This window comes from Paramylibacter ulvae, assembly GCF_014652655.1.
Lineage (GTDB): Bacteria > Pseudomonadota > Alphaproteobacteria > Rhodobacterales > Rhodobacteraceae > Amylibacter > Amylibacter ulvae.
Window position 1 is genome coordinate 1 of the sequence record NZ_BMZF01000005.1, and the last position, 15,123, is coordinate 15,123.

Below are 15,123 nucleotides of genomic sequence, written 5' to 3' on the forward strand. Positions count from 1 at the left end.
CTAACCTTACGAGTAACCTAATGGAATTCATCCCTAAGTACCTTAACAGTGTCTAAGTGAGTTTCTATGTTCAATTGACCATGAGCCTAGACAATTAGCTCATCATCTTTCATCTGATTAAATTAAATGAACTGAGGTTCGCTTCAAGTCCTAACTGATAAGTATAAGTTAAAGAGAACTTATAAGTTACGGGGAATAGGATGAGGATAGGTAATACTTTAAAGCTAACTCTTAGAGTAACTCTTAAAGTAACTTTGAGAGTTTCATTTCCTTCTCCTGTGCAACTTAATTATTTCACCTTTTTTAGGGCGTAAAATACAGAAGCCAATGCTGACGCGCGACCGTAGTAACTGATCCAAACTGTGACGTGCATTGTGGCAATGGCTAGAGCGCAGATAAACTATTAACCGAACAGCAACTTAGGCACAGTTTTATGGGTAGGGCGGTTAAGGTTTAATTGCGCGTGGTCTCCTGCACCTCGTAACATTTGTTTTTTAACGCCCAACAAACTAAAGTGACCAATCGACTTTCCTAATGACGTCTTCCAAAATGTGATACTCTAATCCTTCAACATTATATGTATCAAATGTAAGGGTCCCAATTTTGTGCCCCATCAATCGCTGAATTTCACGATCCATAACTCGTGCGTTTTCTAGCTTGTTGGTAAATCCGTGTCTGAAACTGTGAAAAACTTTTGAGCGAGTTTTGAAACCCAACTTTTGCTTAAATGCAGTAAATTGGCGAGATAGTGATTTTGATGAAAAAGAGTAATTTTGCCAAACTTCAACATCGCGGTAAATTTCTGGGTGACAAGGTATTATTCGCGGCCGCGTCTCGCGTTTGGTTTCATTCAAGAACAAGCTTCTTCCATGCTTTTCGTCCCTCACTTCAAGCCTCGCGACGCCTTGTGTACCAGCACCCGTATGAGCCGCTATACGAATGGCTAAATAAAGATCATCTCGCCCGAACTTTTGACATTCGTTCAACAAATACCAATATTCTTCATTTATCCATTTGAGAACGACAACGGATTCTACGGAGGACGCCATGCCTTTTATAGACCAAATGTTACTTGGTAGACCAATCTGCTCCCATACGCCTTTAAACGCGCCACAGTAACCTTTTACAGTTCTAGGGTTTAGCTCTTCGAGAAGTTCTGAGAGGAATTTCTTTGCCTTCCTCACGGTCACATCTTCAATATATGTGAACTCATTCAACAACGTGCTTATTGCTTTGTCATATCTGTAAAGTGTTGAGGTGTTGAGATGTCGTTTGGTTTGCAACCATTCGTCCGCCAATGGGCGTATTGGAGTTAGTTTTCTGGACAACACTTTAGATGCTTGAATGATCTCTTTGCCTTCAGGAGACGCCCTCACTTTTTCTTGTGCTTTTCGATAAGATTCCTCATCTTGATCAAGAGGGCGAAACTCTGGTTTCATTAGGAGTTCTTCGAAGCTTTCGTCTAATGCAATCTCAAAATTTTCAATTTCTTCGTATTGATCACGCTGTACTGCATCAAATGCCCATTCTTCATATCGGTTAAAATTTTTGGACTGCCTCTGCACCGTCGATCTAATTTTGTTCTTGGTTCTACTTTTCTCCCAAATTAAACTTAATTCGGCTAACCTCTTATCCCTACGTAGCCTTGCCTGCCTAATATCGCGAGTTCTAAGTGTTTCAAATTTGCTGGGAGAACGGTCGCTGTTAAAACCACTCCAAACATCTTTTGGTACATCATATCTAAGGTGGAAAATACCGTTGCGAGAGATTAAGTGATGATCTTTATTTTTCATAGCGTTCAACTTTGTAGCAAAATTCGTAGCATAAGTTTCATGAAAACCATTTTATTACAACAAATTAAAGGATGAGCGAAGGATTCAATTCGATTCCCATCACCCGCTCCATTCCACCATCTTTGACTTGTCCAACCGCAATGTAAGCGATACTCATTTGCGCATGTCTACACCCGAATCCACCAGCGCGATTTCCGAAGAACGCGCCAAGGGCAAAGATGTCGGCGCATTGCGCGGCCTCTATCCCTTTTTTAAACCATATAAATGGATGACGATTGCCGCGTTGTTCATGTTGACCTTTACCGCATCGATTTCGTTGATCATGCCACTGGCCGTGCGCCAAGTGGTAGATGGGTTCAACACCGATGATGTATCGGTGATGGACAGCTATTTCATGATTGCAATTGCGGTTGCGGGATTGTTGGCAATTGGTACGGCTTTTCGATATTATTTTGTCACACGGCTCGGTGAACGAGTGGTCGCGGATATCCGCACTGCCGTTTATAATAAAATGATCGGGATGAGCCCCGCATTTTATGAAAAACTGATGACTGGCGAAGTGTTAAGTCGCATCACAACCGATACATCGTTGATCCTGTCTGTGATCGGATCATATATTTCATATGCGCTGCGCAATATGTTGATCTTGGTCGGCGGTTTGATTTTGATGTTATTTACATCGGGGAAACTGACGGGTTTGGTATTATTACTGGTGCCATTCGTGTTAATCCCAATTTTTACCATGTCGAAAAAAGTGCGGGTTTTGTCAAAGTTAAACCAAGACAAAATCGCGCAAAGTTCAGGCAACGCATCCGAAACATTGTTAGCGGCGCAAACGGTTCAGGCGTTCACCCATGAAACCGCCAGCCGTGGAACGTTTTCACGTGTGACAGAACAGGCATTTGATGCCGCGCGCCAACGCATCGGTATGCGCGCAATCATGACCATGATCGTGATTTTTCTAATATTCACAGGCGTTGTTGCTGTGTTGTGGATTGGTGCACGCGATGTGCGTGATGGCAATATGTCCGCAGGGGTTTTGGTGCAATTTGTGATCTATTCGGTGATGGTTGCAGGGTCCGTTGGGGCATTGGCCGAATTTTGGGGCGAAATGCAACGCGCGGCGGGTGCAACTGAACGTTTGGTTGAATTGTTAAACGCCGATGACTTGGTCGAAGACCCTGATCAGCCCGCAACGCTCGCTACACCTGTACGTGGTGCGATCACATTTGATGATGTGACATTCCGTTATCCCGCGCGCCCAAAAGTGGCCGCGTTGGAAGGGTTTTCGTTGGATATCAAGGCGGGGGAAACCGTTGCACTCGTTGGCCCGTCTGGAGCGGGTAAATCAACCGTGTTTCAATTGCTTTTGCGGTTTTACGATTTGTCGGCGGGTTCAATATCCATTGACGGAATGAAAATCACCGATATGGCACGCGAAGAATATCGCAAACATATCGCGCTGGTTCCACAAGATGCGGTTATTTTTGGCACCTCTGCGATGGAAAATATCCGTTTTGGGCGCCCTGATGCGAGCGACGATGAGGTTATTGCCGCGGCAAAGGCCGCAGCTGCGCATGATTTTCTGTCAGCGCTGCCCGATGGATATGAATCCGATGTGGGTGAGCGCGGTGTGATGCTATCAGGTGGGCAAAAACAACGCCTTGCAATTGCGCGCGCGATTTTGCGCGACGCACCGATCCTGTTGTTGGACGAGGCGACATCAGCATTGGACGCGGCCAGCGAACAAGCAGTGCAAAAGGCCGTGGATGCATTGGCAAAAGAGCGCACAACATTGATCGTGGCGCACCGTTTAGCGACCGTGAAAAAGGCGGACCGCATTGTTGTGCTGGACGAGGGTCGGGTTGTGGCCCAAGGCACGCATAGCGAATTGGTTAAACAAGGCGGACTTTATGCTCAATTGGCAAAACTACAGTTCACTGACCAAGTTTAATCGACTTTTTTCGCGGATTTACTTGCAATTTAGCACAACCCGCCCCAAATCTTACTGGGGCGGATAAATCGCCCAACAGTTTAAAAGGAGAGTACGATGGGTCTGTTAAGTTTTGTGAAAAATGCCGGTAAATCTTTGTTTGGCGCGGCTGAGGCTGCTGAACCAACAGCGGATGTTCTGCAAAAAGAAATCAAAGAGCTGGGTCTGGATGCATCTGGTCTGGATATCACTGTTGATGGTGACAAGGTAACGGTTGGCGGCAACGCGGTTGACCAAGAAACCAAAGAAAAAATCATTCTGGCCGTGGGTAACGTCGAAGGCGTTGCCGGTGTAGAAGATAACGCAGGCGGTGGTGGTACATTCCACACAGTTGAAAAAGGCGATACGCTTTGGGCGATTGCGGAAAAAACAATGGGCAATGGTTCAAAATACACTGCGATTTTCGAGGCAAACAAGCCAATGCTGTCTGATCCAGACAAGATTTACCCAGGTCAAGTTTTGCGTATTCCAGTATAATCCTTTCGTATTATACGATTGACGGAACGAAATTTTGAACAAGGGCGGGTTTTCCCGCCCTTTTTTTGCATTTGTACGTACCGTAAGCCTTGCTCGTGATGTGTTTTTTCACCATGCTACGCCCCTATAAGAGCAGCACAGACTGCCTGTTTTGGGAGGAACACATTGACATATCCATTTCGCGACGCCGCCGATATCACGGCGGTTGAACAAAAAGAGCCACTAGGATCCGCTTGGGAATCGAAAACTGTTTATCAACAGCTATCAAAAACCACTGCGCGTTTTCCAAATAACAACGCGGTAAGTTTTCAAATTAAATCTGGACCAAAAGACAAGGCGACAACGCTGACGTGGACAGATTTAAAACGCAACGTAACACAGGCGGCGAACCTGTTTCGTTCACTTGGCGTTGGCGAAAAAGATGTGGTGGCATATTTGTTGCCAACGACACATGAAACATTGATCACGCTTCTTGGCGGTATGACTGCGGGCGTTGTTGCCCCGATCAACCCCACGCTTGAACCTGATCAAATTGCTGCATTGTTGCGCGAAACAGGTGCCAAGGTATTGGTCACGCTCAAAGCATTCCCAAAAACCGAGGTGGCGCAACTGGCCGCGGCTGCGGTTGCAGCGGCGCCAAATGTAAAAACGGTTATTGAAATCGATTTGGTGAAACACCTATCGCCACCAACATCTTGGATTGCACCGCTGATCCGCCCGAAAAACCCAGTGACCCATTCTGCGAATGTGATCGATTTTGATAAATCTCTGTCGCGCCAAAATGGTGATGCATTGGACTTCGAAGAAAACCTTGATGACCGCTTTTGTGCATATTTCCACACAGGTGGTACAACGGGCATGCCAAAAATTGCACAGCACCGTCATTCTGGTGTGATTTATAACGGTTGGATTGGTGGCCGATTGTTGTATTCGGAAAAAGACGTTGTTCTGTGCCCATTGCCATTGTTCCACGTTTTTGCGGCCTATCCGATTTGGGCGGGTTGTATGCATTCTGGTGCACATATGATTTTACCTACACCTGCGGGTTATCGTGGGGATGGCGTGTTCGATAATTTTTGGAAACTGATTGATCGTTGGAATGCGACATTTATGGTGACGGTTCCAACCGCGGCGGCGGCGTTGCTGCAACGCCCTGTGGGTGATGCGGATATTTCCACCTTGGATGCGGCGTTTTGTGGTTCCGCACCTTTGCCAATTGAATTGTTCAAAAAATTCCAATCCGTTACAGGTGTTGAAATTGTCGAAGGCTACGGCATGACAGAGGCCACATGTCTTGTGTCCTGTAATCCCAAGGACGGGTTGCGCAAGGTTGGGTCTGTGGGTATCCCATTGCCACATACCGATGTGCGCATTTTAGATTGCGATGCTGCTGGCAAAGTTACGAAAGAAATGGGCGTCGATGAGGTTGGCGAAATCTGCGTGTCAAACCCCGGTGTTGCGGTTGGCGAAACCTATACCGAGGCTGCGAAAAACAATGGTTTGTTTGCCGATGGCGGCTATCTGCGCACAGGTGATTTGGGTCGTATCGACAGCGATGGATATTTGTGGATCACGGGTCGTGCAAAAGATCTGATCATTCGCGGTGGCCACAATATCGACCCTGCCTTGATCGAAGAAGCATTGGCAGGCCATCCAGCAATCGCATTCGCAGGTGCCATCGGACAGCCCGACGCGACGGCGGGCGAATTGCCTTGTGTTTACGTTGAACTAAACGATGGCGCACAGGTGGATATCGATGAACTGGCTGCGTTTTGTAAGGAACATGTACCAGAACGCGCTGCTGTTCCGAAGTACATCGAAATCATGGATGAATTGCCGAAAACAGCCGTGGGGAAAATCTTTAAACCCGATCTACGTCGTTCTGCGATCACACGCGTTTATAACGCTGCATTGGCCGATGCGGGGCTTGGCGCAGAGGTAAGCGAAGTGATTGAGGATAAGAAACGTGGGCTAGTTGCACGCCTGAGCAAAACAGGTGACGCGGATGATGCGGCGGTGACTGCGGCATTGGGTGGGTTTGTGCGCCCGTGGGAATGGAAATAATTTCCACTACATATAATTTGAAAAGAGCGCGGAGGTTTCCGCGCTCTTTTTTGTTTAGGCTGTTGCCGTTGCCAGCGCCTGATCCAAATCGGCGATTAAATCTTTGGGGTCTTCGATCCCAATCGACAGGCGCACAACGTTTGACGCGGCACCCGCAGCCTCGCGCTGTTCATCGGTTAGCTGGCGATGTGTGGTCGATGCAGAATGGATCACCAAAGAGCGTGTATCGCCAAGGTTTGCGACATGGCTAAACAAGTTCAAACTATCAACCAGTTTCACACAGGCATCATATCCACCTTTGACGGCGATGGTGAAAAGGCCACCCGCACCTTTGGGGCAGATTTTTGCGATACGGTCGTGATAGGGCGATGATTTCAGCCCTGCATATGTGACCGCCTCGATCCGTGGATCGGCTTCTAACCATGTTGCGAGTTCCACTGCGTTGCTGACGTGGCGTTCCATGCGCAGGCTCAGCGTTTCAATTCCCATCAACGTGTAATGTGCTGCCTGTGGGTTCATTGTCATGCCCAAATCACGCAATCCAATGGCGATGGAATGGAATGTGAATGCCATTGGACCCAATGCTTCGTGGAATTTAATCCCATGATACGCAGGTTCTGGGGCAGATAGGGACGGAAATTTATCCGATGCTGACCAATCAAATTTACCAGAATCAACAACCGCACCACCCATGACCGTTCCATTACCGGTCAGGTATTTGGTGGTGGAATGGACAACCAATGTCGCACCGTGTTTAATTGGATTGCACAGGTATGGTGTTGCGGATGTGTTATCCACGATCAACGGAATGCCAGCATCATCTGTGATTGCTGAAATCGCATCCAGATCGGTGATATATCCACCCGGATTGGCGATGGATTCACAAAATACCGCACGGGTATCATCATCAATCGCCGCCTTCACTGCATCCAGATCATCAAAATCGACGAATTTCGCAGACCAGCCGAATTTTTTGATGGTCTGGTTGAACTGTTGCACCGTCCCGCCATACAGGCGCGTTGATGCAATCACATTTTTACCTGGTGACATCAGCGGGAACAGCGCCATAAGCTGTGCCGCGTGCCCTGATGAACAACACACCGCACCAGCGCCGCCTTCCAATGCAGCAATACGGTTTTGTAGTGCGCCAACGGTTGGGTTGGTCAGGCGCGAATAAATATATCCGACTTCTTCGAGGTTAAATAATTTCGCCGCGTGATCCGCATCGCGAAAAACATAAGCGGTTGTTTGATAGATCGGTATTTGGCGTGCGCCAGTGGCGGGATCAGGTTCGGCACCTGCGTGCACCTGTAATGTATCAAAGCCAAGGGTGGGGGTATCGGTCATGCTGTCCTCCGTTAAAAACAGGCTGACTATATCCCCACTAATTTTCTTTGCAATCGGATTAGGCGTTTTGCCCCGCAAATCGTGCTTGCATTTCATCGCGTTGATCATCGCTGATTTTTGCGAACATTACGTCTGGCACGCTAAATGCATGACCCGCGGGCAGGGCGTTTAATGCCGCTCCAACATCCTTGGGCCATTCAATGCCAACATTCATCGCATCCGCCATGGTTTTTGCGGCGTCGGGAATGAACGGTTCGGACAATGCCGCATAAAGCGGGATCAGGTTTAATGCAAAACGCACGGATGTTGCCGCCGCATCTGGGTTTTCCTTGAACACAGTCCAAGGTGCCGCCGCTTGCAAATATTCATTACCAGCAACCCAAATCGCACGCAGATCACCCGTGGCCTTGCGCATTTCCATCGCCGCCATATTGGTTTCATATGATTTAAGGCGTGCAGTGATGGTTGCAATCACATCCAATTCCGCAGCACCATATTCGCCCCCTGCGGGGACCTCTTCGCCGAATTTAGCGCGGCAAAATTTGGTGATGCGCGATACGAAGTTGCCCAAGACATCGGCCAAATCTTTGTTCACGCCTTGTTGGAAGCTGTCCCATGTGAATTCGCTATCCGATCCTTCTGGAACGTGGGTCATCAACCACCAGCGCCAGTAATCAGAAGGCAGGATATCCAAAGCTTCGTTCATGAAAACGCCGCGCCCTTTGGATGTGGAAAACTGGCCGCCATCATAATTGAGGTAATTGAACGACTTGATGTAATCGACCAGTTTCCAAGGTTCACCCGATCCCATGATCGTGGCGGGAAATGACAGCGTGTGAAAGGGGACGTTATCCTTGCCCATGAATTGGACGTAATTCACATCATCCGCACCCTTATCTGTGCGCCACCAGCGTTCCCAATCGGCATCGGTTTTGCCATTGGCGTCGGCCCATTCTGCGGTGGCGGCGATATATTCGATGGGGGCATCGAACCAAACATAAAATACTTTGCCTTCCATCCCACCCCATTCAGCGTCGCCGCGTTTCACGGGCACGCCCCAATCCAGATCACGCGTAATCCCGCGATCTTGTAATCCATCCCCATCATGGAGCCATTTTTTGGCAATTGATGTGGTCAGGATTGGCCAGTCTTTTTTGGTATCAATCCATGCATCCAATTTATCGCGCAGCTTTGATTGGCGCAGATACAGGTGTTTGGTTTCGCGCACTTCCAAATCTGTCGAACCTGAAATTGCGGAACGTGGGTTGATTAAATCGGTTGGCTCCAACTGTTTCGTGCAGTTTTCACATTGATCGCCGCGTGCACCGTCATACCCACAATTGGGGCATTCGCCCTCGATATAACGATCGGGCAGGTAACGGCCATCTGCGTTGGAATAAACTTGTTTTTCCGACACTTCTTCGATCATGCCCGCATCGGCCAAACGCCCTGCAAAATGTTGGGTCAGAGCATGGTTGCGTTGGCTGGATGATCGCCCGTAATGATCGAATGACAGGCGAAAACCACGTGCCAATTCGGCCTGAACATCGTGCATTTCTGCGCAAAAATCGGCAACATCTTTGCCAGCCTTTGTCGCGGCCAATTCGGCGGGTGTGCCGTGTTCGTCAGTGGCACAGATATACATCACCTCGTGCCCGATGGCGCGACAGTATCGTGCGTAAACATCAGATGGCAATTGGCTCCCGACAAGATTGCCAAGGTGTTTGATGCCATTGATATAGGGCAGGGCGGATGTAATCAGGGTGCGTGACATTTTGCGTACCATTCTATTGCGTGTTTGCGTTGATTTAACGCAAACTAACGCCGACTGCTAGTCGCGTTTTTGACGTTTTAACAGCTTGCCAATTTGAAACGACGTGCGCGGCATATAGCGATAGCTGGTGCGTTTTGTAGCTGAGGGGCGCGCCAACATGCGCCAGCCACCAAAAATGACAAGACCAAAATGCGCAACAGATATAAAGGCGAACAATGCAGTCGGGCCATGTGATTGGATCAGGCTTGATGCAATAAGTGGACTGAAAATAGCGCCAATACCGTAACAAAACATCAGGGATGCGTTCAATTCCACGCGTTTTTCTGCGGTGGTGAAATCATTGGCGTGGGCGGCTGAGACAGAGAAAATTGGAAATGTCGTTAACCCAAATAATGCCGCCATTGCATAAACGCCCATTGGATGGGTATTGCCAAACATGGTGAGCAGAATGCAAACCGCGATGCTTGCCAGTGATAACCAGATCAGAACCCAACGGCGATCAAATTTATCGGCCAGATAACCGACCGGAAATTGTGCAATCGCCCCCCCGATTAAAACCGTTGCCAGAAATGTACCAATTTGACTGCGCGTTAATCCAATTTCGCTGCCGTAAATCGGGCCGACCATACGAAACGCCGCAGATGAAACACCGGCGACAACCACACCTGCCACACCAAGCGGTGATGTGATTGCTGTGCGGATAGGATGGAGGCGGGGCGCGGATGGCACCGCGGGTTGTTGCGATGTGGTAAGTGTCAGCGGCAAAATACAGGCACAGGCCAATATCGCGAGGATATTATATGACACATATGATGCAGGTTCCAAAAACGCGATCATGGTTTGCGCCAAAGCAGATGCAGAAATATCGACGACACGATATGCGCCCATCACGCGCCCGCGAATTTCATTGGTGAGTTTCGCTTGAAACCATGCCTCGATCACAGTGTAACATCCCGCGACGCAAAGTCCGCTTAGGATACGCAAAAACGCCCATGCGTTGGGTCCGATGATAATCGGGTGCGCCAACGCGCCAATTGCACCCATGGCGGCAAACACGGCAAACGCGCGCGAATGCCCGATTGTGCCGATCAATCGTGGTGACCACCAACAACCGATGAAAAAGCCCAGAAAATGGGACGACCCAAGCAAACCAATTTGTGTGGTCGTGAAACCTTCTTGGATGCCAGACAGCACATCCAACGGGCCAATCGCACCAGATGACAATTGCAACAGGGTGATCGAAAACAAAAGTGCCGCGAAGGAAATTAAAAGACGCATTGGAAACTGCCGTGCTGTTTTTGGCACTATGGCAGTTTTTGCCGATTAAGAAAGAGGGGAATGTTAACGAATTGTCATACGGCGAAGCGTGTCATCGCGTTTGATGAAATGGCGATACAATGCTGCCCCTGCATGGGCGAGCGCCAGGATCACCAATAGGGTGGCGGCAATTTCATGTATGCGAAATAAAATCAGTTCTAATGTTTCATTTTCGGGTGCGATATTTGGCATGTTCAACAGGTTGAAAAACGATGCGCCCAATCCGCTTGCCGAACTACCTGCCCAGCCAAGTAATGGTACCAAAACCATCAACAGATACAGGATGCGATGCATGATTTCCGCCAACCGATTGGCACGCGCGTCATCACCCAAAGGTTTTGGCGTAGGGTTTGATTTGCGCCAAAATATACGCATCACGATCAACGCGATTAGCAATATGCCAAATGATTTATGTAAACCGTAGTAATAAATTAGATCACGGCTGGGTGGCAGGCCCGTCATATATCGCCCCATCCCAAACATCGCCAAGATCAAAAACGCCATCACCCAGTGAAATGATTTTGTTATCGTGCCGAAACGATCCTTGGAATTGCGCCACATGTTATTGTGCCTGAATTTTTGCGTCGATGGCGATGCGAAGAATATCGCCAACCTCTTTGGCGTAACCTGTTGCACCAAACTCTGTGCGATCAATCTGGCCAGTGATTTTAAGGGTTAGGCTGTCACGTTCATCCGCTGTTGTTCCAACTGCACGAAATAACTTTGCTGTCAGGGTTAATGGTTTGGTGATGCCGCGCACTGTCACATTGCCATTGATGGTGGCGGTATTCCCATCCCCTGTGATGCTGGTTGATTGAAAGGTAATATTGGGAAAATTATCAACGTTCAAAATTTTCTTTGACCGCAATGCTTGCGTGGCAAATGGAAACCCGGCCGTGGCCCTGGTTGTATCAAGGCGCACATTAACGGTACTGTTTTTCACGCGGTCAAAATCAATACGCAAATCGGCGTCATAATCATTGAACTTGCCCGTGATTATTTCTGGGCCAAACCGATAGGTGAAACCAACAACACTCGCATCCTTGTCAATGTCATAGCTGATCGGCGCAGCAAATGACATTTGCACGGATAACAGGATGGTTGATATGATCACGATCAATCGCACATGCACACCTTTCATTGATGTATCATGGTCAGATTGTAGCTCGCTTAGCAAGCAAAGCTTGCGTGATTAGGCGAATGCCTCTGGGTTGATGGCGCGTGCCATGTGATCCAATACCGCGTTTACAAAGTTCGCTTCGCGACCCTCTGGGAAAAACGCCTTGGCGACATCAACATATTCGCTGATGGCAACACGTGGGGGCGTTTTACCCAAAACCAATTCGGCACCTGCGGCGCGAAACAGAGCGCGTAATGTGGGATCAATACGATCAATCGGCCATTTTGCCACCAATGCCTTGTCGGTCATCTGGTCAATTTTGGCCTGTGAATTCACTGCCTCGAATATCAACGATTCAAACAGATTGACGTTACCATCTGCCATCTGACCCTCAGCCATTTCGGCACCAAATCGGTGGTCAATAAATTGTTGGCGCACCTCGTCCAATGTTTGATCGGATGCTTCCATTTGAAATAATGCCTGTACGGCATAAAGCCGTGATGCAGATTTCATTTGGCGTCGGTCTGTGCCTGTCATGTTGTCTTTTTTCCCTGATCGCGTTCAGCGATCAAAATATGTTCACTGGCAGGCTTAAAGCCGATGCCCTTCTTTTCGCCGTTTAACTTTCTGAACAGCGAGATCAAGTGCAAAGCGGCGGCTGCGGCATCACCGCCTGCATCACCGCGTTTGACACTGGCATCTTTAAAAAGGTTTTTACGGCTGTCGGAACAGATGACGCCCATCCCAATGGCAAAGCCTTGTGTGCTGATCTGGGTGATGGCTTGAACGCATTGAGCATAGATGGTTTCTTGGGCGATATCGCCATCAACAACGCCACCCAAGACGATATAGGCGTCAAAATTTCCCGTATTGATTGCCATGCGCAATGCAGGCGCCAGTTCAAGAACACCAGGAACCTGATGGATTTCAAAATCGGCATTTGATTTGCGTAACCGTTCGCGAGCACCGTCAACCAATGCCTGTTCAACATCTTCGTAATATTGCGCGGAAATCACAATCACGCGTGGCGGGTTGTCGCCAAAATCATGCGTTGGTTTTACATTCGTTTTCGTCGCACCCAGCATCATAGCCCCCTATATTTGCCGCAGTTCAACCAAGCGCGAAACATATCGCGCCAAGGTGTCAATTTCCAGATTAACCTGATCGTTAAGCGCCACATCACCCCAAGTGGTATGGGTTTTTGTGTGCGGAATCAGGTTTACATCAAATCGATTTTCGGTGACGCCGTTTACCGTCAATGACGTGCCGTTCAACGTTACTGAACCCTTTTGCGCAATGAATTTTGCCAAATCTTCGGGCACTTCAAATTCAACGCGAGTGCTGTCGCCATCGTTTTCAATATTGGTAATCACGGCGATGCCATCAACATGACCAGACACCAAATGCCCGCCCAATTCATCGCCAACCTTTAATGCGCGTTCCAAGTTGAGACGGCGGCCAATTTTCCATCCATTTTGCGCGGCACCAATATTAGTTTTGGAAACAGATTCCGCCGAAATCTCAACGTCAAACCAATCCGTGCCTGTTTCGATGACGGTCAAACAAACACCGTCATTTGCAATGGACGCGCCCAAATCGATGGTGTCTGTTTTGAATGCCGTTTTGATACGCGCACGCAAATCACCACGCTGTTCCAATTCGATTATTTCGCCGATGTCGGTAATGATCCCAGTGAACACAACTTTATCCTTTTACAGTTATCGCGCAGATATATTTTGTTTGCGTGGCGTGCAAGCCTAACCGCGTGAATACCTTATACATAAAACAACACTGTCGCACAGAATTGTTTGTAACTTTCTCATTCGCCACGATGTGGCCATGTTAAATGATTATTGTTGTTGTATTGATAAATAACTGTCAGATATTATCTGTTCATAATTGGTGATCGTACAAGGGGATGTAAATGTCTGAAAAGGCATCGCAAAATCAAAAACACTTTGTGTTTTTACAAGGTCCCCATGGCCCGTTTTTCTTTGAACTGTCGCGAACATTGATGGCGTCAGGCGCCAAAGTTACCAAAATCGGATTTAATCAGGGTGATCGTCATTATTGGCGTGATGCGAAAACCTATGTCCCATTTGCAGATGCAGGCGATCAATGGGCAGAATTTTTCAAAAACCTGTTGGGGCAGGGTATCACCGATTTGGTTTTATATGGCGATGTGCGATCGCATCATAAAACTGCGATTAAAATTGCCGAAATCCACAATGTCACCATCCACTGTTTCGAAGAGGGTTATTTGCGCCCCTATTGGGCAACCTATGAACGGGGCGGGGTAAATGGACATTCACGCTTGATGGATATGAGCGTGGGCGATATGCGCAAATCGCTCGCCAAAATTGACGAAACTCAGCCAGAGGCGCCCGCGCGCTGGGGTGACATGCGCAAACATATATTTTTCGGGGCGATGTACCATTGGCATGTAATGTTTCGAAATGGAAAATACCCACATTATCGCCCGCATCGCAATCTGCCTGTGTCGCGTGAATTTTGGCATCATTTCAAAAAACTGGTTGGCTTGCCGATACATTCTGCATTGCGTTTCGCCGCGACAAGACGGCTAAAACGGAGCGGGAATGTATATCATCTGGTGTTGTTACAGCTGTCCCACGATGCATCCATTCAAGACCATAGCGATTTTGAATCCACCAGCGAATTTATGGATCTGTGTATCACGGAATTTGCCGCAAACGCGCCGCGACACCATCATTTGGTGATCAAGGCACACCCGCTGGAGGATTACCGCATACCGTTGGAACACTTGGCGCACAAAATGGCTGATCAACATGGGCTGGCGGATCGGTTGCATTTTATTCGTGGCGGCAAATTGGCGGAACTGCTGGATTACGCACGCTCCGTCGTCACGGTAAATTCCACGGCCGCGCAACAGGCCTTGTGGCGTGGATTGCCGATACGCGCATTGGGCAATAGTGTTTATTCAAAACCTGAATTCACGTCGAACCAACCGCTGGGTGAATTTTTTGCTCATCCACGTAAACCAGATTTAAACGCGTATCGCGATTACCGCCGCTATTTATTGGCCACATCACAGGTTTCAGGCGGATTTTATGCACGTACCAGCCGTGTGCGATTGGCACGCCAAGTTGTCGATATGGTGCTGTCGGATCGCGATCCATATGATCTGTTATTGCAATCTGATGCTGCACCCGTGCAACAGTTGAAACTAGTACTGTAAATGTCATCCTATCTTTGCTAG

General features: G+C 48.3%; 13 protein-coding genes. 4 read left to right on the forward strand and 9 right to left on the reverse strand.

What is annotated here, in order from left to right:
- Window positions 1-509 precede the first annotated feature (509 nt).
- Entirely contained in the window at window positions 510-1,793 is a 1,284-nt protein-coding gene (locus IE094_RS10030) for a DUF6538 domain-containing protein (protein ID WP_189640579.1), read from the reverse strand.
- Between the two features lie 163 nt (window positions 1,794-1,956).
- Between IE094_RS10030 and IE094_RS10035 the strand changes: the two genes are divergently transcribed.
- The 3 genes from IE094_RS10035 (at window position 1,957) to IE094_RS10045 (ending at window position 6,327) form a co-directional block, all read left to right on the forward strand.
- On the forward strand, window positions 1,957-3,747 hold the full coding sequence (locus IE094_RS10035; protein ID WP_189640580.1) for an ABC transporter transmembrane domain-containing protein: 1,791 nt from the start codon (window positions 1,957-1,959) through the stop codon (window positions 3,745-3,747).
- Window positions 3,748-3,843: 96 nt separating this feature from the next.
- Window positions 3,844-4,263, forward strand: a complete 420-nt coding sequence (gene lysM / locus IE094_RS10040; RefSeq protein WP_189640581.1) for a peptidoglycan-binding protein LysM — start codon at window positions 3,844-3,846, stop codon at window positions 4,261-4,263.
- Window positions 4,264-4,428: 165 nt separating this feature from the next.
- Window positions 4,429-6,327, forward strand: a complete 1,899-nt coding sequence (locus tag IE094_RS10045; protein ID WP_189640582.1) for an acyl-CoA synthetase — start codon at window positions 4,429-4,431, stop codon at window positions 6,325-6,327.
- A 54-nt stretch (window positions 6,328-6,381) separates the two neighbouring features.
- Here the strand turns inward: IE094_RS10045 and IE094_RS10050 are convergent, their stop codons facing one another.
- The 8 genes from IE094_RS10050 to IE094_RS10085 form a co-directional block, all read right to left on the reverse strand.
- On the reverse strand, window positions 6,382-7,674 hold the full coding sequence (locus IE094_RS10050) for an O-acetylhomoserine aminocarboxypropyltransferase/cysteine synthase family protein (protein ID WP_189640583.1): 1,293 nt from the start codon (window positions 7,672-7,674) through the stop codon (window positions 6,382-6,384).
- 58 nt (window positions 7,675-7,732) lie between these two features.
- Complete coding sequence (gene metG / locus IE094_RS10055; RefSeq protein WP_189640584.1) at window positions 7,733-9,448, reverse strand: methionine--tRNA ligase; 1,716 nt, start codon at window positions 9,446-9,448, stop codon at window positions 7,733-7,735.
- Window positions 9,449-9,505: 57 nt separating this feature from the next.
- On the reverse strand, window positions 9,506-10,726 hold the full coding sequence (locus tag IE094_RS10060; protein ID WP_189640585.1) for an MFS transporter: 1,221 nt from the start codon (window positions 10,724-10,726) through the stop codon (window positions 9,506-9,508).
- Window positions 10,727-10,789: 63 nt separating this feature from the next.
- Window positions 10,790-11,326: a cytochrome b gene (locus tag IE094_RS10065; RefSeq protein ID WP_189640586.1), complete on the reverse strand. Its 537-nt coding sequence runs from the start codon at window positions 11,324-11,326 to the stop codon at window positions 10,790-10,792.
- Between the two features lies 1 nt (window position 11,327).
- Window positions 11,328-11,942 (reverse strand): YceI family protein, encoded by a 615-nt coding sequence (locus IE094_RS10070; protein WP_229802229.1) that lies wholly within the window; start codon window positions 11,940-11,942, stop codon window positions 11,328-11,330.
- 15 nt (window positions 11,943-11,957) lie between these two features.
- Window positions 11,958-12,422, reverse strand: coding sequence for a transcription antitermination factor NusB (gene nusB / locus IE094_RS10075; protein ID WP_189640588.1), 465 nt, complete (start codon window positions 12,420-12,422; stop codon window positions 11,958-11,960).
- Window positions 12,419-12,973 (reverse strand): 6,7-dimethyl-8-ribityllumazine synthase, encoded by a 555-nt coding sequence (locus tag IE094_RS10080; RefSeq protein ID WP_189640589.1) that lies wholly within the window; start codon window positions 12,971-12,973, stop codon window positions 12,419-12,421. Before IE094_RS10080 ends, nusB begins: the two co-directional genes overlap by 4 nt.
- 6 nt (window positions 12,974-12,979) lie before the next feature.
- Window positions 12,980-13,585 (reverse strand): riboflavin synthase, encoded by a 606-nt coding sequence (locus tag IE094_RS10085; protein WP_189640590.1) that lies wholly within the window; start codon window positions 13,583-13,585, stop codon window positions 12,980-12,982.
- Window positions 13,586-13,809: 224 nt separating this feature from the next.
- Here IE094_RS10085 and IE094_RS10090 point away from each other — a divergent pair, with 224 nt between their 5' ends.
- The gene (locus tag IE094_RS10090; protein ID WP_189640591.1) at window positions 13,810-15,102 is read left to right on the forward strand and encodes a capsule polysaccharide biogenesis protein; all 1,293 of its coding nucleotides are present in this window, start codon (window positions 13,810-13,812) and stop codon (window positions 15,100-15,102) included.
- Window positions 15,103-15,123 lie beyond the last annotated feature (21 nt).

Bases quoted from the DNA above. Each gene is read 5' to 3' on its own strand.
- IE094_RS10080 (WP_189640589.1), bottom strand. From the start codon at position 12,973: ATGATGCTGGGTGCGACGAAAACGAATGTAAAACCAACGCATGATTTT.
- IE094_RS10035 (WP_189640580.1), top strand. From the start codon at position 1,957: ATGTCTACACCCGAATCCACCAGCGCGATTTCCGAAGAACGCGCCAAG.
- metG (WP_189640584.1), bottom strand. From the start codon at position 9,448: ATGTCACGCACCCTGATTACATCCGCCCTGCCCTATATCAATGGCATC.
- lysM (WP_189640581.1), top strand. From the start codon at position 3,844: ATGGGTCTGTTAAGTTTTGTGAAAAATGCCGGTAAATCTTTGTTTGGC.
- IE094_RS10030 (WP_189640579.1), bottom strand. From the start codon at position 1,793: ATGAAAAATAAAGATCATCACTTAATCTCTCGCAACGGTATTTTCCAC.
- nusB (WP_189640588.1), bottom strand. From the start codon at position 12,422: ATGACAGGCACAGACCGACGCCAAATGAAATCTGCATCACGGCTTTAT.
- IE094_RS10060 (WP_189640585.1), bottom strand. From the start codon at position 10,726: ATGCGTCTTTTAATTTCCTTCGCGGCACTTTTGTTTTCGATCACCCTG.
- IE094_RS10090 (WP_189640591.1), top strand. From the start codon at position 13,810: ATGTCTGAAAAGGCATCGCAAAATCAAAAACACTTTGTGTTTTTACAA.
- IE094_RS10065 (WP_189640586.1), bottom strand. From the start codon at position 11,326: ATGTGGCGCAATTCCAAGGATCGTTTCGGCACGATAACAAAATCATTT.
- IE094_RS10050 (WP_189640583.1), bottom strand. From the start codon at position 7,674: ATGACCGATACCCCCACCCTTGGCTTTGATACATTACAGGTGCACGCA.